This is a genomic window from Pseudomonas sp. Irchel s3a12, assembly GCF_900187485.1.
Classification (GTDB): domain Bacteria; phylum Pseudomonadota; class Gammaproteobacteria; order Pseudomonadales; family Pseudomonadaceae; genus Aquipseudomonas; species Aquipseudomonas neuropathica.
This window is the reverse complement of the sequence record NZ_FYDN01000002.1, coordinates 383,761-404,390: the sequence shown is the minus strand read 5'-3', so window position 1 is coordinate 404,390 and position 20,630 is coordinate 383,761. Positions and strand designations below refer to the sequence as shown.

The window sequence follows — 20,630 nt, the reverse complement described above, 5'->3', positions numbered from 1 at the left end:
TTTAAAAGATCGCAGCCTTCGGCAGCTCCTACAGGACCAATGCAGATCCAAAGTAGGAGCTGCCGCAGGCTGCGATCTTTTGATCTTCAACAACAGCCGCCACCGCCCCGATCACCAGAATCGCCGGGCTTTTCAATCCAAACGCACACGCATCATCACTCATACTCGCCAGATCACTCCGGCATTCGCGCTGCTCTGGCAACGATGCATTCTCGATCATCGCCACCGGCGTATCCGCCGCCATCCCGCCTGCCAGCAGTTGATCGCGAATCTCCCCCAGCTTGGCCACGCCCATATAAACCACCAGCGTCGTCCCCCCCTGTGCCAGCGCCTGCCAGTTCAACTGGCTGTCGTCCTGCGTGTGTGCAGTCACCAGCGTCACCCCGCGCGCCACACCGCGTAACGTCAGCGGAATATCGCACTGCGTCGCCCCGGCCAGCCCGGCGGTAATGCCATTGACCAGTTCCACCTCAACGCCTCTTTCACGCAGCCACTGCGCCTCTTCGCCACCTCGGCCGAAAATGCACGGATCGCCGCCCTTGAGCCGCACCACACACTTGCCATGGCGGGCATAGCGCAGCATCAGCCGATGGATAAACGCTTGCGGTGTCGAACGGCAGCCGCCGCGTTTACCCACTGCAATGATGCGAGCGTCAGGGCAGTGTTCCAGCACCGCGTCGTTGACCAGATCATCGATCAGCACCACATCGGCCTCGCGCAGGGCGCGTACCGCTTTGAGGGTCAGCAGTTCCGGATCACCAGGACCTGCACCCACCAGCCAGACTTTTGCGTTCATGGTGTTTTCCTCATCAGATGACGGCGGCTGGCTGCACGTCGGCAGCCAGTAAACGTTTTATTTCCGGGACGCACGAGCCGCATTGCGTGCCGCAGCCCAGTTGGTTTTTCAAGCTCTGCAGATCCAGGCCTTGGCGAATGCCGGCGCAGACCGCGTTGAGGCTGACGTTCTTGCAGTTGCACAGGGTTTTATCCACAGCCATTTGCGCCCCGACACTGCCCGGCGGCGCACTCATTGGCGCCAATAGCCAGCGCCGCAGTTGCTCATCCGCACGGCCTTCCAGCCACAACCCTTGCAGCCAATGCTGAGCGAGGGTTTCACCGGCTAACCGGATAGCAGTGATCCGGCCGTTTTCAATGCGCACGCGTTTGCCAATGGCGCGGCGAGGATCGTCATAGGCCAATACCGGGCCGTCGATCAGTGACAGGCATTGGTCGATTTCACCGAGCAATTGCGCATTCGGAGCTTCGCTGCTGGCCGCGCGTATCAGCAATGCCGATCGTTCACGTCCGACAAGGCTGAGACTCACGTAGGAAAATGCCTCACAGAGCGGTCGTAGCGTCTCGAAATGCCGTTGAACATCACCCTCGATCAGTGCGAAAAGTTGCCACGGCAGATTGACCGGCTCGAGGCGCACACCGCTGTGTTTGAGTTCCGGTTGCTTCGACAGCGGATCAAAGTCCGGCAGGGTCAGGCTGTTCACACCGCCCTTGAGAAAACGGTCGCCCCAGTGCATCGGCAGAAACGCTTGCCCCGGACGTACGCTGTCATCGCTGCCAACCGCGACGATTACCGCGCCGCGACGACTTTTAAGGTTGACCAGATCGCCCGGCTGCAAACGATGCCGGCGCATTTCGTCCGGGTGCAGGCTCAACACCGCTTCGCTGACATGCCCGAACAATTGCGCTGCCGTGCCAGTGCGGCTCATACCGTGCCATTGATCGCGCAAGCGGCCAGTGATCAACGTCAGTGGAAAGCGAGCATCGCGCTGCTCTTTGGCGGCGCGATACGGATCGGAAATAAACTGAGCCCGACCGTTGGCCGTAGGAAAAATACCGTCCTCGTACAGTCGTGGCGTTCCTTGCCGCGCTCCGACAGGGAAGGGCCATTGCTGCGGTCCGATCTCGTCGATCAGCGTGTGGCTGATCCCGGACATATCCAGATCCCGTCCACGCGTCAGCCCTTTGAATTCATCGAACAACTGCGCAGGTTGGTTAAACGTAAACAGGCTCGACTCAGCGGGACGCAGACGTTTCTCCAGACGTTGTGCGAAATCTACCGTGATCTCCCAGTCCGGCCGCGCCTCACCCGGTGGGAGGATGGCGTTACGCACGTGGGAAATGCGTCGCTCGGAATTGGTCACCGAGCCTTCTTTCTCGCCCCAACTGGCGGCGGGTAGCAGGAGATCGGCGAATGCAGCGGTTTCGGTGGTGCGAAAGGCTTCTTGCAGAACCACAAACGGGCAGGTCTCAAGCGCTGTTCGCACAGCATGTTGGTCCGGCATCGATTGGGCAGGGTTGGTGCAGGCAATCCACAACGCCTTGATCTTGCCGTTGCGCACTTGCTCGAACAGTTCGATGGCACTGAGACCGGTACTTTCCGGCAACCGATCAACGCCCCAATATGCCGCTACTTCGGCGCGATGTTCAGGGTTGGCCGCGTCTCGATGGCCCGGCAACAGATTCGACAAACTGCCCGTTTCGCGCCCGCCCATGGCATTCGGCTGACCGGTGAGGGAGAAAGGTCCTGCACCCGGACGGCCGATTTGCCCGGTGGCTAAATGCAGATTGATCAGCGCGCTGTTCTTCGCGCTGCCAGCGGTGGACTGGTTCAGGCCCATGCACCATAGCGACAGAAAACTCGGCGAGGTGCCCACCCATTCCGCGCATTGCTGCAATTGCTCGACACTGATCCCGCACAGTTGCGAAACCATCTGCGGGGTGTAATCACGGACTAGATTTTTCAAGTCGGCGAGGCCATCGGTGTGCGCCTTGATGAAGTCACGGTCGATCCAGTCTTCCCACAGCAACAGATGCAGAATTCCATGAAACAACGCGACGTCGGTGCCCGGCAGAATCGCCAAGTGCAGATCCGCGAGGTCGCAGGTGTCGGTGCGTCGTGGGTCAATGACGATGACTTTCATCTGTGGGCGGCGGGATTTTGCCTCTTCCAGCCGACGGAAAAGTACCGGATGGGCGTAGGCCATATTACTGCCGACGATCATCACGCAATCGCTGAGTTCCAGATCCTTATAGCTGCACGGCGGGGCGTCGGCGCCGAGGCTGCGCTTGTAGCCGACCACCGCTGAAGACATGCACAGGCGCGAATTGCTGTCGATGTTGTTGGTCCCGACCAACGCCCGCGCCAGTTTGTTGAAGGCGTAATAGTCCTCGGTCAGCAACTGCCCGGAGATATAGAACGCCACGCTGTCCGGGCCGTGCTCGGCAATGGTCTCGGCGAACACGTTGGCAGCGTGTTCCAGTGCCGTATCCCAATCCGTTCGGCTGCGCGCCAGGCCTTTGCCCAGACGCAGTTCCGGGTACAGCGCGCGGGCTGCCAGGTCGCCGGTCAGGTGCAGGGTCGAGCCTTTGCTGCACAGTTTGCCGAAGTTGGCCGGGTGCGCCGGATCGCCGCTGACGCCGAGGATGCGCTCGCCGTCATGCTCGATCAGCACGCCGCAGCCGACCCCGCAATAACAGCAGGTCGAGGCGGTCGTCTGGCGGCTCATCAGATGGCGTCCCGCAGGGCCAGTTGCACACGACCGTTTTCGACCCGTGCCGGGTGATGGTGCGCGCAACCGATATCCGGCGCCTGAGCTTCGCCAGATTCGAGGTCGATTTGCCAGTTGTGCAGCGGGCAGGCCACACGTTTGCCGTAGATCAAACCTTGCGACAATGGCCCGCCCTTGTGCGGGCAGCGGTCGTCGAGGGCGAAAACCTCATCGTCGCTTGTACGAAAAATCGCGATGTCACCTTTCGGCCCGGCAATGATTCGCGAACCGAGGGCATTGATCTCGTCGAGAGCGCAGATATCTAGCCAGTTCATGCCGGCACCTCCAGGTTTTTCACAGGGATCACATCGAATTCTTTCTTCAGTTGCGGCTGCGCCAGACGCTCTTTCCAAGGGTCTTGCTCGAACGACAGAGAGAATTGCAGGCGCTCGTTCAGGGCCTTGCGACGCTCGGGGTCTTCGAGCACGGCTTTCTTGATGTGCTCCATGCCGACCCGTTGCAGGTAGTGCACGGTGCGTTCGAGGTAGAAGGCTTCTTCGCGGTAGAGCTGCAGGAACGCGCCGTTGTATTCGCGGACTTCCTCGGCGGTTTTCAGCTTGACGAAAAACTCAGCGACCTCGGTTTTGATTCCGCCGTTACCGCCGATGTACATCTCCCAACCGGAGTCGACACCGATAATTCCTACGTCTTTGATCCCCGCTTCCGAGCAGTTGCGTGGGCAACCGGAGACGGCGAGTTTCACTTTGTGCGGCGACCACATGTTGAACAGATCGTGCTCGAGCTCAATGCCCAGTTGTGTCGAGTTTTGCGTGCCGAAGCGGCAGAACTCGCTGCCGACGCAGGTCTTCACGGTACGGATGGATTTGCCGTAGGCATGCCCGGACGGCATGTCGAGGTCTTTCCAGACGCCGGGCAAGTCCTGCTTCTTGATGCCGAGCAAATCGATGCGCTGACCGCCGGTGACCTTGACCATCGGCACGTTGTACTTGTCGGCCACGTCGGCAATCCGCCGCAGTTCCGAAGGATTGGTCACGCCGCCCCACATCCGTGGTACCACCGAATACGTGCCGTCCTTCTGGATGTTGGCGTGTGCACGCTCGTTGATCAGGCGCGATTGCGGATCGTCCTTGGCTTCGCCGGGCCAAGTGGAAATCAGGTAATAGTTGAGGGCCGGGCGGCAGGTTGCGCAGCCGTTCGGCGTGCGCCAATTGAGGTAGCTCATGGTCCCGGCGATGGTCAGCAGATGCTGTTCGCGAATAGCCTGGCGGATCTGGCCGTGGTTGAGATCGCTGCAACCGCAGATGGCTTTTTCGCTTTTCGGTTTGACGTCCGCCGCGCCGCCGACGGTGTTGATCAGGATCTGTTCGACTAGCCCGGCGCACGAGCCGCAGGAGCTGGCCGCTTTGGTATGTTTCTTCACCTCGTCGACGCTGAACAGGCCGTGTTCCTGAATGGCTTTGACGATGGTGCCTTTGCACACGCCGTTGCAACCGCAGACTTCGGCGCTGTCGGCCATGACCATGGCTTTGTCCTGGCCCTGATGTCCTACGTCGCCCAAAGCGTTTTCGCCAAACATCAGGTGATCACGGATCTCGCCGATGGCGTGATTCTCACGAATCTGCCGGAAATACCAACCGCCATCTGCCGTATCGCCGTACAGACAGGCGCCGACCAGCACGTCATCCTTGATCACCAGTTTTTTGTACACGCCGCCAATCGGGTCGGAGAGGGTGATGGTTTCCGTGCCTTCGCCGCCCATGAAATCGCCGGCAGAAAACAGATCGATGCCGGTGACTTTCAATTTGGTCGAGGTCACCGAACCCTGATAACGGGCGAAACCCAGTTGTGCGAGGTGGTTGGCGCAGACCTTGGCCTGTTCGAACAACGGCGCGACCAGACCGTAGGCAATGCCGCGGTGGCTGGCGCACTCGCCGATGGCGTAAATGCGCGGGTCGTAGGTTTGCAGCGTGTCGTTGACCAGAATCCCGCGATTGCACGGGATGCCGGCCTTTTCCGCCAATTCTGTGTTGGGACGAATACCGGCAGCCATTACCACCAGATCGGCGGGGATGATGTCGCCGTTCTTGAACTGCACCGAGCCGACCCGGCCATTGCCTGCGTCGTGCAGCGCCTGAGTCTGTTCGCACAGACGGAAGTGCAGGCCACGGGATTCAAGGGCGTTTTGCAGCAGTTGGCCGCTGGTTTTGTCGAGTTGACGTTCCAGTAACCACTCACCGATGTGCACCACGGTGACGTGCATGCCGCGCAGCATCAGGCCATTGGCGGCTTCGAGACCGAGCAGACCGCCACCGATGACCACCGCGTGTTTGTGGGTTTTGGCGGTGTCGATCATGGCTTGGGTGTCGGCGATGTCGCGGTAACCGATCACCCCGTGCAAGGTGTTGCCGGGGATCGGCAGGATGAACGGCGTCGAGCCGGTGGCGATCAGCAGGCGATCGTATTCGGCTTCGGTGCCGTCCTCGGCGATCACCCGGCGTTTGACCCGGTCGATCTCCACCACTTTGCGGTTGAGCAGCAACTTGATGTTGTTTTCCAGGTACCAGTCGAGGTCGTTGAGGACGATCTCTTCGAAGGTCTGCTCACCGGCCAGCACCGGCGACAACAGGATGCGGTTGTAGTTGGTGTGCGGTTCGGCGCCGAAGACCGTGATGTCGTACAGCTCGTTGCTCAGCTTGAGCAGTTCTTCCAGGGTGCGGACCCCGGCCATGCCATTGCCGATCATCACTAGTTTGAGTTTTTTCATCAGGTTCTCCGGGAGCTGCGGCTGGCCTCTTGTGGGCAGTCAGGCCTTGCTCGACAAATTTTGCGCAAACAAAAAAAGGCGTCCCGCTAGTTGCCTAGCGAGGACGCCTTTGTCCTGGTCCCGTTCTCTCGGGAAGCGCAGCCTTCGTCGTTGAAGGTTGGGCTTTATGTGTGTGTTGGTTGGGTTAATGCAGTGGTTGTGCCAAGTGGGGGAATGGCGTGTTTATTGGGCGGGAGCGGTAATTGACGGGGATTTTTTGCACCGAATCGACGCGGGTTGCTCGTTCGTGGGGCATTCAGGCAGACAGAATTGTTGTGATTGGGCTGACGTCATCGCGAGCAGGCTCACTCCTACAGGGGAACGCATTTCAAATTGTAGGAGTGAGCCTGCTCGCGATGGACGCGATGCGGTGTCAGCCGTGAAACAACAAAACCAGCAGCACCAGATTCCCCAGCAGAGCCACGATCGCCATCGTCCGCCACACCTTCAACGGCTCACGCTCCAATAATGGTCTGGGCCGCACACTCAAACTGCGCCGCTCGCCCTGCTCCAGCACCAGCAACCACTCTTCAGCCGTTTCAAACCGTTGTTGCGGATCAGCCGCCACCCCGCGCTCCAGACTCTGCGCCAGCCATTCCGGCAGATCCGGCCGAAATCGACTGGCACTCACTGCCACACCAAATCGCGGCCGCTGAAACGCTTCGATCTCGCCATAGGGAAAATGCCCGGTGAGCAAGAAATACAGGGTCACACCGACCGCATACAAATCCTGCTGCACATTCGGCGGAGCCCTACGAAACGCTTCCGGGGCGATATAGCTGGGCGTTCCCGGCAACGTTGACGGCGCGTCTTCGGACAAGCCTGGGCAGTACGCTAGGCCAAAATCCAGCAGACGCAATTCGCCGTCGTCGCCCACGTGCAGATTTTCCGGTTTGATGTCCCGGTGCAGGATCTGCCGCCGATGCAGCAGCCCGACCGCACGCAACAGGCGCTCGGCGATGTCCTGCCACTGTGCCAACGACAACGGGCCTGACTGTTGAAACAGCTGCGCCAGCGTCGCCCCGGAATATTCCCGCATCACGTAGTACAAATGCTGACGCTGCTGGCAGGCATGGACTTCAGGAAAGTGGCGACCGGCTACGCGTTTCAGAAACCATTCCTCGGACAACAGTGCTTGCCCGGCGTAGGAATCATCGGCGGAACGCGTGGGTAGGGTTTTCAGAAGCCACGTCTGACCTTGTCCATCAATCACCCGATACAGCAGCGATTGCTGGCTCTGAGCGACAACGTCCAGCACTTGCCAGCCTTCGAACGACTGACCGGGTTTCAACGGTGGCGGCAGGGGCCATTGCTGCAGATGAATCAGCGCATCGCCGATACTGGCCTCACCCAAAGCATCCACCCGCACCAGCAAAGCACTGGCATTGTCCTGGCTCCCCGCAAGATGCGCGGCGTTGACCAGCGTCTGCGCGGCACTGTGCAGATCCGGTTGATCACGCAGAATCGCCGCAATAGCGGTATCGCCGAGTGTCGACCAGACACCGTCACTGAGCAAAACAAAGCACTCGCCGTCGCGCAGTTCGCCATCAAGGAAGTCCAGCACCAGATGCTGATCCAGCCCTAGCGCACGCTTGAGCACATGCTGCATGCCCGGCTGATCCCAGACGTGGTCTTCGCTGATTCGCTGCAAGCTGTCGGCGTGCCAGCGATACACCCGGCAATCGCCGACGTGGGCGAGGGTGAAACGCCGACCACGCATGACCAAGGCGCTGACCGTGGTGAGCAACGGTTGCCCACCTCCGTTGGCCTGCAACCAGCGGTTTTGCGCGAGCAGCAGGCGATCCAGTGCCTGGGCCACGCTCCAGGTTTCCGGTGTGGCGTAGTAGTCCAGCGCCAAGGCTTGCAAGGTTGAACGCGCGGCCAGTCCGCCATCGGCACACTGGCTGACGCCATCGGCGATAGCGAACAGATAACCCTTGCTCGCCGCCAGCGCCGGCGCGGGCGTGACCAGACGCAAAGCGTCCTGATTCTCCGCGCGCGGGCCGGTGGCGCTGGCTTCGGCAAAGCTCAGTTGCAGGGCCATCGAAGGTTCAGACCCGCGCCGCCGTCACTGCCGCCGAACCCCAGGTGGTTCTCCAGCGACGCTTGACGCCGTGCAGGCCAAACCACGCCAGCACGCCAAGGCTGGCGAACAACCACAACGCCAACTGATAGCTGCCGGTGCTCTGCTTGATCGCGCCCATACCGGCGGCCAAGGCAAAACCGCCGATGCCGCCGGCCATGCCGATCAGCCCGGTCATCACGCCGATCTCCAGACGAAAACGCTGCGGTACCAGTTGGAAAACGGCGCCGTTGCCGGCGCCCAGACCGAGCATGGTGCAGACGAAAAGTGCCAGCGCGGCGTAGGAACTTGGCAGGTTGAAACCGACGGCCGCGATGCAGACGGCAGCGACGGTGTACATCGCCAGCAAGGTGCGGATGCCACCGAAACGGTCAGCCAGGGCGCCACCCAATGGCCGCATCAAACTGCCGCCGAACACGCAGGCTGCGGTGTAGTAGCCAGCGGTCACCGGGCTCAAACCGTACTGATCGTTGAAGTAGCCGGGCAGGGCGCTGGCCAGGCCGATAAAGCCGCCGAAGGTCACGCTGTAAAAAAACATGAACCACCAACTGTCACGGTCGCCCAGGGCTTTGAAGTAGTCAGCCATGGCTTTGGCTTTCGGCCGCTCAGGGGCGTTTTTTGCCAGCCAGGCGAACAGCACCAGGGTCAGAATCAGCGGGATCAGAGCGAAACCGAAGACATTGCTCCAGCCGAACGCGGCGGCGAGCACCGGCGCGAGCAGCGCGGCGAACACCGTGCCGGAGTTGCCCGCACCGGCAATGCCCATGGCTTTGCCCTGATGCTGCGGCGGGTACCACTGCGACGCCAGCGGCAGTGCAACAGCAAACGACGCGCCGGCCATGCCGAGAAACAGGCCGAGTATCAGCGCCTGTTCATAACTGTGGATGCCGAGTTTCCAGGCGCCGAACAGCGCACAGATGACGATGACCTGGCCAATCAGGCCGGCGGTTTTCGGCGACAGCCGATCGGCGAGCATGCCCATCACAAAACGCAGCACCGCGCCGGCGAGGATCGGCGTGGCGACGACGAGACCGCGTTGTTGCGTGGTTAGCTGCAGGTCGGCGGCAATCTGCACCGCCAGCGGGCCGAGCAGGTACCAGACCATGAAGCTCAGGTCGAAATACAGGAAGGCTGCGAACAATGTCGGGGTGTGGCCGGATTTCCAGAAGCTTGAATTCATCGCGCACCTCAGCTGAAAAGAGTCTCGAAAGGAGTCATGCAACAGCAGGTGGGGCGCCGCCACGGCCGCACCACCGGCCCCGGGCTGTGGGGCCAAAACGCAAAAACGCCGCTACCTGATGCGCCGGTTGGGCGAACGGGTGAGCGACGTCTTTGTCGTGGGTGGGGCAACCGCCGTTGGTTACCTGTGCGTTTTACTTAGCGAGATTTGTGCCAACAGCCGGAAAATCAAAAGCCCCTTACCCTAGCCCTCCCGAAACGTCGGACCGCCCAGAGGGAGAGGGGACTGACCGAGGTGTCGGACCTCAAACATTGACCTGAAACACCGAGTCGATTATGGATTCACAGAAGGAATTGCAGGTCGGCGTATTTCCCGAGCATCCCCCAATCGGTTCCCTCTCCCTCTGGGAGAGGGCTAGGGTGAGGGGCTCTTAAGCGGTCAGAACACCTCAGCCCAGCAACTCACTCATGGCAATAATCTGCTCCGCCACCTGAATCAGCTTCTGCTGCCGGCTCATCGCCTGGCGCCGCATCAGGGTGTACGCCTCTTCCTCATTGCACTCCTTCATCCTCATCAACAACCCCTTGGCCAGCTCAATACGCTTACGTTCAGCCAGTTGCTGATCACGCGCCTGCAGCTGCGCACGCAACGCCTGATCACTCTCGAATCGTGCCATCGCCACATCGAGAATCGGCTGCAAGCGCTGGGCGTGAATGCCTTCGACGATGTACGCACTGACCCCTGACTTGATCGCCTGGCGCATCACCCCCGGATCATGCTCGTCGGTAAACATCACGATCGGCCGTGGTTGGTCGCGGCTGACCAGCACCACTTGCTCCATGACATCGCGGCTCGGTGACTCGGTATCGATCAGGATCACGTCAGGGCGCACCGTTTCGACGCGCGCGGGCAGGTCGATGGTCAGGCCGGACTCGTCGATCACCTCGAAACCGGCCTCGGTCAACGCAGCTTTCAGGCGACCGACTTTTTTCGCTGTGTCGTTGATCAACAGAATGCGCAACATGTTCGCGGTCTCCTGTCAGCGGCGGGCGAGAAGGGGGGCGTCGTCGTTCAACGCGTGCAACTTGAAACTGCGCGCGTAAGCGGCCGGGTCACTGCCGTCCCAGACCTTGCCGTCGAGCAACTGACTGCTGCGCATGTCGGTGCCCCATGCGGTGACGCTGACAGCGGTGGCGGCGTCGCGGTAGACGTCCAGCCGCTGAACCTGGCGGGCGACGGCGAGGTAATCCGGATCCTCACGCAGCAAGCCCCAGCGGCGGAACTGGGTCATGAACCACATGCCGTCCGACAGATACGGCAGATTCACTTCGCCGTTACCGTGAAAGCGCAGCGCGTGCGGATCCTGCCAGCGATTGCCGAGGCCATCGGCATAGTCACCGAGAAAACGCGGTTCGATGCACGCCACTGGCGCATCGAGATATTCCGGCGCGCTAAGCAACTGCGCGGTGCTGCGGCGGTTTTCCGGGCTTTCTTCGATGAAGCGGCTGGCTTCAAGGATCGCCATCACCAGCGCTCGTGCGGTGTTCGGGTATTGCTCGACAAATTCGCGAGTGCAGCCAAGGACTTTTTCCGGGTGATCGGGCCAGATGGTCTGGCTGGTGGCCAGGGTGAAACCAAGATCCTGCTGCACCGCGCTGGCCGCCCAAGGCTCGCCGACACAAAAACCGTCGATACGCCCGGCTTGCAGGTGCGCGACCATTTGTGGCGGCGGCACCACCACGCTGTCGACATCCTGAAGTGGATGAATGCCCTGACTCGCCAGCCAGTAATACAGCCACATCGCGTGCGTGCCCGTGGGGAAGGTCTGCGCGAAAGTCAGTTTTGCGCGGCTTTGGTGCACGTGGCGGTCCAGCGCTTCAGGACTGCTCACGCCAAGGTTTTGCAGACCGTGGGAGAGGTTGAGGCTCTGGCCGTTCTGATTCAGGCCCATCAACACGGCCATATCGGTCGGGGCGATACCGCCGATGCCCAGGTGCACTGCGTAGATCAGCCCATACAGACTGTGCGCGGCGTCCAGTTCACCGCTGACCAGTTTGTCGCGCAAATTGGCCCAGGATGTCTGGCGCTTGAGGTTCAGCGTCAATCCGTAAGGCTGGGCGAAGCCCTGTGTGGCTGCGACCACCACCGACGCGCAATCGCTCAGGGCCATGAAGCCGAGGTTGATCGCGCTTTTTTCCGGGGCATCGCTGCCATTGACCCAGGCCAGTGGCCCTACCGAAGGTTCATTCATCCAACGTACCTCGAAAAAAAAGCGCCGCCGCGGACTTTGCGCAGGCAAACCCCGAAGACGACGCCATTGTCCGTGCCCGCCTGCCGTCATTGACCGGCGCGCTGATAGCCAGGAGGGTGCAAGGCATATGCCAGTGCCAGTGATTTGCGCGTGCGCCTCGCGCCGCAGGTCGATGCCCGGCTATAATCGCCGCCTCTTTTCGCCGCCCGAGTCATCGCCGCCCATGTACACCCTGGCCCGTCAGCTGTTGTTCAAACTTTCCCCGGAAACCTCCCACGATCTGTCGCTGGATCTGATCGGCGCGGGTGGGCGTTTGGGCTTAAACGGCTTGCTGTGCAAGGCGCCGGCGAAGAAGCCGGTGACGGTCATGGGCCTCGAATTCCCAAACCCGGTGGGGCTGGCGGCCGGTCTGGACAAGAACGGCGCGGCCATCGATGGCTTCGCGCAACTGGGTTTCGGTTTTGTTGAAATCGGCACGGTGACCCCGCGTCCGCAGCCGGGCAACCCGAAACCACGGATCTTCCGATTGCCGGAAGCCGAGGCGATCATCAACCGCATGGGTTTCAACAACCTCGGTGTCGATAACCTGTTGGCGCGTGTGGCGGCGGCTAAGTACAAAGGCGTGCTGGGCATCAATATCGGCAAGAACTTCGATACCCCGGTCGAGCGTGCGGTCGATGATTATCTGATCTGCCTGGACAAGGTTTACGCCCACGCCAGCTACGTGACGGTCAACGTCAGTTCGCCAAACACCCCTGGCCTGCGCAGCTTGCAGTTCGGCGATTCGCTCAAGCAATTGCTCGCCGATCTGGCCACGCGTCGCGCTGAACTGGCCCTGCGTCATGGCAAGCATGTGCCGCTGGCGATCAAGATCGCGCCGGACATGACCGATGAAGAAACCGCGCAGGTTGCTCAAGCGCTGATCGAAACCGGCATGGACGCAGTGATCGCGACCAACACCACCCTGAGCCGTGTTGGCGTTGAAGGCATGGAGCATGGCGACGAGGCGGGCGGTCTATCGGGCGCACCGGTGCGGGAGAAGAGCACGAATACTGTGAAGGTGCTGGCCGGTGAGCTGGCTGGGCGTTTGCCGATCATTGCGGCGGGCGGGATTACTGAAGGCAAGCATGCGGCGGAGAAGATTCTGGCCGGTGCGAGCCTGGTGCAGATCTACTCCGGCTTCATCTATAAAGGCCCGGCGCTGATTCGCGAATCGGTAGACGCGATCGCCGCCCTGCGCACATAACCCAGGCTGACCCGGTCAATGTAGGAGCTGCCGCAGGCTGCGATCTCTTGATCCTGTTTTTAAGATCAAGATCAAAAGATCGTCCGAACGCGGCCCGAGCCTTCGGCAGCTCCTACACGAGATGTGTGTCAGCCAGACAGGCATAAAAAAGGGCTCCTCGAAGGAGCCCCTGGGCCGCAGCCCGCCGTCCGGGAAGGACGTGCATGGTAAGTCGTTACAAATTCAGATTGTCGTGTCGGAATAAATGCCCTGTGTCAGCCGACGGCGTGAAGTTCGTTGAGTCTGTGGATTCCCGCAGTGCCGGTCATACCGTCCCAGTTGTCGCCGCGTCCTTCTCGCCAGCCGTTAATCCAGGCTTGGCGTACCGACGGTAGAGTAAATGGGCAAAGCTCACGGGATTTGCCACCAACGCCATATTGATATCCGCGCAAAAATGCTCTTTCCAACGGATCACGCTTAAGTCTTCTCATAGGGTGTTTCCCTCACTTGTTGACTGTTTTGTATCGCGTTGACCTCAACCGAGGTCTGGCAGAAAAAACCTGCCATGGTGCGGCTCGCTGCCGGCGTGGCGAGCCAAGGTGTTGACGCCGTTGCGACGTCAACCTGTGTTCAGTTCTAACCAATGAGTCACACCGAGGGAATGATCGTTTTGTCATAAGGACGTAACGAAATTGGTGCTACAGCCATAAGTAACGACGGGTTTCATGCACGGTTTTTCAGCAAACCCCGGTATGATCGGCCCCGCGCTGCATGATGGGGTTAATTCTTTAGTGAGAATGACCCACGTTTGCGCTGGGGTATAAAGCGACGAAGGGTCGCTTTAAGACTTTTTGTTTCATCAACTTTTTTATCTGTCCCGGCATCTAAGCTCTTTTAACCCGAGCAGCGGGGATGGAACGGCACACCTTCGTGCCACGCGGGCGTTCTTTTAGAAAAGCGCCTGATTGAAAACCGGATCGGCAATGCGTTGCCGATTCACTAGCCAAAGGCTCTGGAAATACCATGTCCGACCGTTTCGAACTCTTCCTCACTTGCCCTAAAGGTCTTGAAGGCCTGCTCATCGAGGAAGCCGTCGGGCTTGGCCTTGAAGAAGCGCGCGAGCACACTTCCGCCGTGCGTGGCATGGCGACCATGGAAACCGCTTATCGCCTGTGCCTCTGGTCGCGTCTGGCCAACCGCGTGTTGCTGGTACTCAAGCGTTTCCCGATGAAAGACGCTGAAGACCTCTACCACGGTGTGCTCGACATCGAGTGGCAGGATCACATGCTCAGCGACGGCACCCTGGCCGTTGAATTCAGCGGCCACGGCTCAGGCATCGACAACACCCACTTCGGTGCCCTGAAAGTCAAAGACGCCATCGTCGACAAACTGCGCACGCCGCAGGGCGACCGTCCGTCGATCGACAAGCTCAACCCGGACCTGCGCATTCACCTGCGTCTGGATCGCGGCGAAGCGATTCTCTCCCTCGACCTGTCCGGCCACAGCCTGCACCAGCGCGGCTATCGCTTGCAGCAGGGCGCTGCACCGCTGAAGGAAAACCTCGCGGCGGCGATCCTGATCCGTTCCGGCTGGCCGCGCATTGCCGCTGAAGGCGGCGCGCTGGCTGACCCGATGTGCGGTGTCGGTACGTTCCTCGTCGAAGCCGGCATGATCGCCGCTGATATGGCGCCGAACCTGCGCCGTGAGCAGTGGGGCTTCACCGCATGGCTCGGTCATGTGCCGGCGCTGTGGAAAAAACTCCATGAAGAAGCCGTTGAGCGTGCCGCTGCCGGTCTGGCCAAGCCACCGCTGTGGATTCGTGGTTATGAAGCTGACCCACGTCTGATTCAGCCAGGCCGCAACAACGTTGAGCGTGCTGGCCTGAGCGAGTGGATCAAGATCTACCAGGGCGAAGTCGCGACCTTCGAGCCGCGTCCGGATCAGAACCAGAAAGGTCTGGTCATCTGCAACCCACCGTACGGCGAGCGTCTCGGCGACGAAGCCAGCCTGCTGTATCTCTACCAGAACCTCGGCGAGCGCCTGCGTCAGGCTTGCCTGAACTGGGAAGCGGCGGTGTTCACCGGCGCGCCGGATCTGGGCAAGCGCATGGGTATTCGCAGCCACAAACAGTATTCGTTCTGGAACGGCGCGCTGCCGTGCAAACTGCTGTTGATCAAAGTGCTGCCGGATCAGTTCGTCACCGGCGAGCGTCGTACCCCGGAACAGCGTCAGGCCGAGCGTGAGCAAGCGGCTTACGATCAGACCCCGGACGAGCCGCAAGAACGCAAGTTCAACAAGAACGGTAACCCGATCAAGCCAACGCCAGCTCCGGCACCGGTGATCGAGCAACCGCGCTTGAGCGAAGGCGGGCAGATGTTTGCGAACCGCCTGCAAAAGAACCTCAAGGCCATGGGCAAGTGGGTCAAGCGCGAAGGCATCGATTGCTACCGCGTCTACGATGCCGACATGCCTGAGTACGCGATGGCCATCGACCTGTACCACGATTGGGTGCACGTCCAGGAATACGCCGCACCGAAGTCCATCGATCCGGAAAAAGCCTCGGCGCGCATGTTCGACGCCTTGGCCGCCATTCCGCAGGCGCTGAACGTCGACAAGAGCCGCGTGGTGGTCAAACGCCGCGAACGCCAGAGCGGCACCAAGCAGTACGAGCGTCAGGCTGCACAGGGCAAGTTCAATGAAGTCAGCGAGGGCGGCGTGAAGTTGCTGGTCAACCTCACCGACTACCTCGACACGGGTCTGTTCCTCGACCACCGCCCGATGCGCATGCGCATTCAGAAAGAGGCCGCCGGCAAGCGCTTCCTCAATCTGTTCTGCTACACCGCGACCGCCAGCGTGCACGCGGCCAAGGGCGGCGCGCGCAGCACCACCAGCGTCGACCTGTCGAAAACCTACCTCGACTGGGCACGCCGTAACCTGTCGCTGAACGGTTACTCCGACAAGAACCGTCTGGAGCAGGGCGATGTGATGGCGTGGCTGGAAAGCAGCCGTGACGAGTACGACCTGATCTTCATCGATCCGCCGACCTTCTCCAACTCCAAGCGCATGGAAGGCATCTTCGATGTGCAGCGTGACCAGGTACAGTTGATCGACCTGGCCATGGCCCGTCTGGCAACCGGTGGCGTGCTGTATTTCTCCAACAACTTCCGCAAGTTCCAGTTGGAAGAAAACCTCGCCGAGCGTTACGCGGTCGAGGAAATCAGCGCGCAGACCATTGATCCGGATTTCGCCCGTAACACCAAGATCCACCGCGCCTGGAAAATCACGGCTCGTTGACGCTTTGCGCAATTGGATCCACAGAGCCTTGATTTTTAAAGGCTCCGTGGATCTGCCCGCGCTAGCTAAATTAGTGGCTAATAGCTATAACTCACACACGGTCAATGGGGTTTTCCCGTAAATGCTGGCGTAGTGTGAGTTGTCTTTATGTCGTTGCACCCCGTGCGCCCAAAGATTCTGGGTTTCATCAGTGAAGACGTCTCGGCCTGGCTGGTCGCGCTGCTGGTATTGCTCGCCGGCGGGATTCTCACGGGGCTGCTCGCCTGGGCCACTCTCAATCAGTTCCAGCAACAAACCCGTCAGCGTTTCCAATTGCTGGCCAACGAACGTTACACCCGCATCGAAGAACGCTTTCAGGATCAGGAACAACGCCTAGACGGCCTGCGCCGCTTCTTCGCCAACTCTGAATCGGTGTCTCGCGCCGAATTCGACGGTTACACCCAACCCTTATTGATGCGTACCCAGGCCTATTCGTTTGCCCTCAAGGTCAATGGAGCCGAGCGCGCCGCATTCGAGCAGCGGGTGCGTGATGAAGGTCTGACCAACTTTTCCCTCCGAGAATTGAGTGCTCAGGGCGAGCTGCAACTGGCTGGCGTGCGCGATGAATACGTGCCGGTGCTCTATAGCCAGACGCAAAGTCGGCTCGGCTCACCGTTAGGCTATGACCTGCTGGCGCAACCCTTGCGCCGGGACACCCTGCAACGTGCCGACAAACGCGGCGGGCTGGCGGTGTCGCAACCGATGCACCTAGTCAGTATCGAGCCGTCCTATGCGCGCGGTGTGCTGCTGGTGGCGCCAGTGAGCCACAGTGGCGAGCGCCAATCCTTTGGCTACGTGATGGCGGTAATCAGCATGCGCCAGTTGCTGGCCGACGGTCTGCCTGATGCCTTCCATGACTATCTGTCGGTGCGCATTCTCGACATGTCGACCCATGATCAGCACGAAGTGTTGTTCGAGTCGACCAACGAGCCGGCGCCGAGCGACCTGTCGGCCACGCGGTTACTGCGCATGGCCGATCACGACTATCAGGTCGATATTCTGCCGAGCGACGCCTTCGCGCAGGCCAATCATTCGTCGGTCGGTAGCGTGATCATTCTGGGCAGCTTGCTCAGTTTGCTGCTCAGCGCCTTGCTCTACGTGTTGGTCAGTCAGCGTCAGCGCGCCTTGCGCATGGTCGAACTGCGCACGCAGGAGCTGCACGCCAGCGAACAGGAATTGCGCGGCACCCACGGTCAGTTGCGCGGCGTGCTCAATGCGGCGACGCAGGTGGCAATCATCGCCACCGACTTGCGCGGCGTGATCAACACCTTCAACCCCGGTGCCGAACAAATGCTCGGCTACAGCAGCGCCGATGTCGTCGGTCACATGACCCTGGAAAACCTGCACCTGCCCCGTGAGCTGATGGCCCGCGCTGCCGAGTTGAGTGCGCGCTACGGGAAAAGCATCCCGACCTGCCACGCGATGCTGGTCGAGGGCGGTGAGGTCGGCGGACACGAGGCCCGCGAGTGGACGCTGGTGCGCAGCGATGGCAGCCATATTCCGGTGAACATGCTCGCCACGCCGGTGCTGGATGAGCAGGGGTTGTGGGTCGGACACCTAGCGATCTGCATCGACATCACCGAGCGCAAGCGCGTGCACGAGGTGCTGGCGGCGCGGGATGTGTTGCTGAAGAAACTCAGCGCGCACGTGCCCGGAGGCATTTATCAATTCAAGATGGAATTCGATGGGCGCTTCAGCGTGATCTACGCCAGCGACGGCATCCGCGAGATCTACGAACTGGAGCCGGACGTGCTGCTGTTCAACGCCGAGGCGATCTTCACGCGCATTCATCCACAGGACGTTACTCGTGTGCGCTCTTCCATTCGCGCCTCGGCCGACAGCCTCAGCCCGTGGCGCGAGGAATATCGCGTGCAACTGCCCGAGCGCGGCCTGCGCTGGGTGCGCGGTGAGGCGACGCCGGAAGAACTGCCGGGCGGCGGCGTACTCTGGCACGGCTATATCTCGGATATTTCCGACCTGAAACGCGTGGAAGAAGAATTGCGCGCATTGTCGGTGACCGACTCGTTGACCGGCATCCACAACCGTCGCTACTTCCAGGAACGCCTGACCACGGAAATGGCCCGGGTCGAGCGCGGCGGCGGCGAGCTGTCGGTGATCATGCTCGATATCGACCATTTCAAACGTATCAACGATCAATACGGCCATGCCGTGGGCGACCGGGTGCTGCAAGCGGTGTGCGAACGCATCGGCCATCGTCTGCGGCGTACCGATGTGTTTTGTCGGTTGGGCGGCGAAGAGTTCATGGTGCTGTGCCCGGACATCGACGGCGAGCATGCGCACACGCTGGCGATCGAGTTATGGCAGGGTTTGCGCAGTGCGCCGGTGGATGTGGTTGGCGTGGTGACCGCGAGTTTTGGTATCGCCAGTTGGCGACCGGGGGAGGGCGCGGATGCGCTGTTGCTGAGGGCGGATTCGGGCGTGTATATGGCAAAGCAGCGCGGGCGTGATCGCGTCGAGCAGATGAGCTGACTTCAATACGCCGCAACCCCTGTGGGAGCTGGCTTGCCAGCGATAGCGTCATTTCAGTCAGCATATTCAGTGGCTGACATTCCGCAATCGCTGGCAAGCCAGCTCCCACAGGGTTTTGTGGTGTTGCTTGAACGGCGTTACAGGACCGAAGCGGTCTGCGCCAGTTTCGGCTGTTTGTACAGATCCAGCAGTACCTGATCGAGCACCGACGATGCACCAAACGGCGCCTTGTCGTTGAGGATCGCCACCACTGCCCAGGTGTTGCCATTCACATCACGGCTGAAGCCGGCGATCGCGCGCACGGTGTTCAGAGTGCCGGTCTTGACGTGAGCCTCACCGCGCATCGCAGTGGTTTTCAGGCGTTTACGCATGGTGCCGTCGGTACCGGCGATCGGCAGCGAGCTGATGTATTCCGCGGCATACGGGCTGTGCCACGCCGCCTGCAGCATGCTCGCCATCTCACGGGCGCTGACACGTTCGGCGCGAGACAAACCGGAGCCGTTCTCCATCACCAGATGTGGCGCAGTGATGCCTTTCTTCGCCATCCACTGACGCACTACGCGCTGCGCTGCCTTGGCGTCATCCCCGTCGGCGTCGTTGCGGAAGCGCTGGCCGAGGCTGAGGAACAGCTGCTGGGCCATGGTGTTGTTACTGTATTTGTTGATGTCGCGGATGATTTCCGCCAGGTCCGGCGAGTAGGCACGAGCGAGAAGTTTGGCGTTGCCCGGCGTCGAGGCCAGACGATCCTTGCCCTGAATGCTGCCACCCAGCTCTTTCCAGATCGCGCGGACGGCGCCGGCGGTGTAGGTCGCGTGATCGAGCAGCGACAGATAAGTCTGTGAACTGCAACCTTCGCCCAATTGGCCGGCCACGGTCACGGTCACGCTGCCATCGGCCTGCGGCACCGGGTTGTAGCGCACGCCACCGGTGCATTGTTTGGAAGGCAGCGCTTTGACAGTGTTTTCGATACGCACGCTGGCAATCGGCGGCTCAACCGAAATCAGTACCCGGCCGTTATCGTTACGGGCAACAAAGCGCAGGGCCTTGAGGTTGACCAGCAAGGAGTCGGGTTTGACCAGGAACGGCTTGTTCTCGTCATTACCGTCATCGTTGAATTCCGGCAGCACTGGCTGCACGAAGAAGTTACGGTCGAGGATCAGATCACCGGTGATTTGCGTCACACCGTTGGCGCGCAGGTCGCGCATCAGCAGCCAGAGCTTTTCCATGTTCAGCTTTGGATCGCCGCCGCCCTTGAGGTAAAGGTTGCCGTTGAGGATGCCTCCGTTCAGGTCGCCATCGGTGTAGAACTCGGTCTTCCACTGATGGTTGGGGCCGAGCATTTCCAGCGCCGCGTAAGTGGTCACCAGTTTCATGGTCGAGGCCGGGTTGACCGACACGTCGGCGTTGAACACGGTCGGCGTGCCCGGGCCGTCGAGCGGCACCATCACCAGCGACAGGGCGCTGGGCTGCAATTTGCTCGCCTTGAGGGCTTTTTCAACGTTGGGAGTCAGGGAAGTATTGATGGTGGCAGCAGAAACAGGCAGCGCCAGGGGCAGAAGAAGGCCGGCGAGAAACAGTGGACGCAACGATTTGATCATATGAAATAAAACCCTACAGCCGAGGGGAAAAAGACGAGGACATGGATGAAAAGGTCCTCAGTGGTCACGAAAGTGTCGGCATTATGCCCCAACCTGTAACAGGTTGTGCCTTGTCCGGGCAGGCCAATACGTTATTTTTT

The 20,630-nt window shown here is 60.6% G+C and carries 13 protein-coding genes; 3 read left to right on the top strand and 10 right to left on the bottom strand.

Features of this window, described 5'->3' with window-relative positions; translation table 11 throughout:
- Nucleotides 1–28 precede the first annotated feature (28 nt).
- The 8 genes from cobA to CKW14_RS05230 all read right to left on the bottom strand — a co-directional run bounded on the left by cobA (nt 29) and on the right by CKW14_RS05230 (nt 11,844).
- Nucleotides 29–796: a uroporphyrinogen-III C-methyltransferase gene (cobA, locus tag CKW14_RS05270; RefSeq protein ID WP_095124900.1), complete on the bottom strand. Its 768-nt coding sequence runs from the start codon at nt 794–796 to the stop codon at nt 29–31.
- A gap of 13 nt (nt 797–809) precedes the next feature.
- Nucleotides 810–3,524: a nitrate reductase gene (locus CKW14_RS05265; RefSeq protein ID WP_095124899.1), complete on the bottom strand. Its 2,715-nt coding sequence runs from the start codon at nt 3,522–3,524 to the stop codon at nt 810–812.
- The gene (gene nirD, locus CKW14_RS05260; RefSeq protein WP_016985592.1) at nt 3,524–3,841 is read right to left on the bottom strand and encodes a nitrite reductase small subunit NirD; all 318 of its coding nucleotides are present in this window, start codon (nt 3,839–3,841) and stop codon (nt 3,524–3,526) included. Before nirD ends, CKW14_RS05265 begins: the two co-directional genes overlap by 1 nt.
- A complete protein-coding gene (gene nirB / locus CKW14_RS05255) occupies nt 3,838–6,291 on the bottom strand; it encodes a nitrite reductase large subunit NirB (RefSeq protein ID WP_095124897.1) in 2,454 nt (817 codons plus the stop codon). The genes nirD and nirB overlap by 4 nt, the downstream gene beginning before the upstream one ends.
- Nucleotides 6,292–6,703: 412 nt before the next feature.
- Nucleotides 6,704–8,374, bottom strand: coding sequence for a bifunctional protein-serine/threonine kinase/phosphatase (locus CKW14_RS05250; protein WP_095124895.1), 1,671 nt, complete (start codon nt 8,372–8,374; stop codon nt 6,704–6,706).
- A 7-nt stretch (nt 8,375–8,381) separates the two neighbouring features.
- The gene (locus CKW14_RS05245) at nt 8,382–9,593 is read right to left on the bottom strand and encodes a NarK/NasA family nitrate transporter (protein WP_095047741.1); all 1,212 of its coding nucleotides are present in this window, start codon (nt 9,591–9,593) and stop codon (nt 8,382–8,384) included.
- Nucleotides 9,594–10,041: 448 nt separating this feature from the next.
- The gene (locus CKW14_RS05235) at nt 10,042–10,617 is read right to left on the bottom strand and encodes an ANTAR domain-containing response regulator (protein ID WP_095124894.1); all 576 of its coding nucleotides are present in this window, start codon (nt 10,615–10,617) and stop codon (nt 10,042–10,044) included.
- Between the two features lie 15 nt (nt 10,618–10,632).
- Complete coding sequence (locus tag CKW14_RS05230; protein WP_095124892.1) at nt 10,633–11,844, bottom strand: CmpA/NrtA family ABC transporter substrate-binding protein; 1,212 nt, start codon at nt 11,842–11,844, stop codon at nt 10,633–10,635.
- A 223-nt stretch (nt 11,845–12,067) separates the two neighbouring features.
- On the opposite strand from CKW14_RS05230, the gene CKW14_RS05225 reads away from it, so the two are divergent.
- On the top strand, nt 12,068–13,090 hold the full coding sequence (locus tag CKW14_RS05225; protein ID WP_095124891.1) for a quinone-dependent dihydroorotate dehydrogenase: 1,023 nt from the start codon (nt 12,068–12,070) through the stop codon (nt 13,088–13,090).
- Between the two features lie 254 nt (nt 13,091–13,344).
- Here CKW14_RS05225 and rmf read toward each other — a convergent pair whose 3' ends face one another.
- Nucleotides 13,345–13,560, bottom strand: coding sequence for a ribosome modulation factor (rmf, locus tag CKW14_RS05220; RefSeq protein ID WP_003223300.1), 216 nt, complete (start codon nt 13,558–13,560; stop codon nt 13,345–13,347).
- Between the two features lie 532 nt (nt 13,561–14,092).
- Between rmf and rlmKL the strand changes: the two genes are divergently transcribed.
- Together rlmKL and CKW14_RS05210 are read left to right on the top strand one after the other, a co-directional pair.
- Nucleotides 14,093–16,363: a bifunctional 23S rRNA (guanine(2069)-N(7))-methyltransferase RlmK/23S rRNA (guanine(2445)-N(2))-methyltransferase RlmL gene (gene rlmKL / locus CKW14_RS05215; RefSeq protein WP_095047738.1), complete on the top strand. Its 2,271-nt coding sequence runs from the start codon at nt 14,093–14,095 to the stop codon at nt 16,361–16,363.
- A 147-nt stretch (nt 16,364–16,510) separates the two neighbouring features.
- On the top strand, nt 16,511–18,892 hold the full coding sequence (locus tag CKW14_RS05210) for a diguanylate cyclase (RefSeq protein WP_095047737.1): 2,382 nt from the start codon (nt 16,511–16,513) through the stop codon (nt 18,890–18,892).
- A 137-nt stretch (nt 18,893–19,029) separates the two neighbouring features.
- Here CKW14_RS05210 and dacB read toward each other — a convergent pair whose 3' ends face one another.
- Nucleotides 19,030–20,490 (bottom strand): D-alanyl-D-alanine carboxypeptidase/D-alanyl-D-alanine-endopeptidase, encoded by a 1,461-nt coding sequence (dacB, locus tag CKW14_RS05205; protein ID WP_095124889.1) that lies wholly within the window; start codon nt 20,488–20,490, stop codon nt 19,030–19,032.
- Nucleotides 20,491–20,630 lie beyond the last annotated feature (140 nt).

Excerpts from the sequence above, each read along its gene's own strand:
- cobA (WP_095124900.1), bottom strand. The coding sequence starts at position 796 with ATGAACGCAAAAGTCTGGCTGGTGGGTGCAGGTCCTGGTGATCCGGAA.
- CKW14_RS05265 (WP_095124899.1), bottom strand. The coding sequence starts at position 3,524 with ATGAGCCGCCAGACGACCGCCTCGACCTGCTGTTATTGCGGGGTCGGC.
- nirD (WP_016985592.1), bottom strand. The coding sequence starts at position 3,841 with ATGAACTGGCTAGATATCTGCGCTCTCGACGAGATCAATGCCCTCGGT.
- nirB (WP_095124897.1), bottom strand. The coding sequence starts at position 6,291 with ATGAAAAAACTCAAACTAGTGATGATCGGCAATGGCATGGCCGGGGTC.
- CKW14_RS05250 (WP_095124895.1), bottom strand. The coding sequence starts at position 8,374 with ATGGCCCTGCAACTGAGCTTTGCCGAAGCCAGCGCCACCGGCCCGCGC.
- CKW14_RS05245 (WP_095047741.1), bottom strand. The coding sequence starts at position 9,593 with ATGAATTCAAGCTTCTGGAAATCCGGCCACACCCCGACATTGTTCGCA.
- CKW14_RS05235 (WP_095124894.1), bottom strand. The coding sequence starts at position 10,617 with ATGTTGCGCATTCTGTTGATCAACGACACAGCGAAAAAAGTCGGTCGC.
- CKW14_RS05230 (WP_095124892.1), bottom strand. The coding sequence starts at position 11,844 with ATGAATGAACCTTCGGTAGGGCCACTGGCCTGGGTCAATGGCAGCGAT.
- CKW14_RS05225 (WP_095124891.1), top strand. The coding sequence starts at position 12,068 with ATGTACACCCTGGCCCGTCAGCTGTTGTTCAAACTTTCCCCGGAAACC.
- rmf (WP_003223300.1), bottom strand. The coding sequence starts at position 13,560 with ATGAGAAGACTTAAGCGTGATCCGTTGGAAAGAGCATTTTTGCGCGGA.
- rlmKL (WP_095047738.1), top strand. The coding sequence starts at position 14,093 with ATGTCCGACCGTTTCGAACTCTTCCTCACTTGCCCTAAAGGTCTTGAA.
- CKW14_RS05210 (WP_095047737.1), top strand. The coding sequence starts at position 16,511 with ATGTCGTTGCACCCCGTGCGCCCAAAGATTCTGGGTTTCATCAGTGAA.
- dacB (WP_095124889.1), bottom strand. The coding sequence starts at position 20,490 with ATGATCAAATCGTTGCGTCCACTGTTTCTCGCCGGCCTTCTTCTGCCC.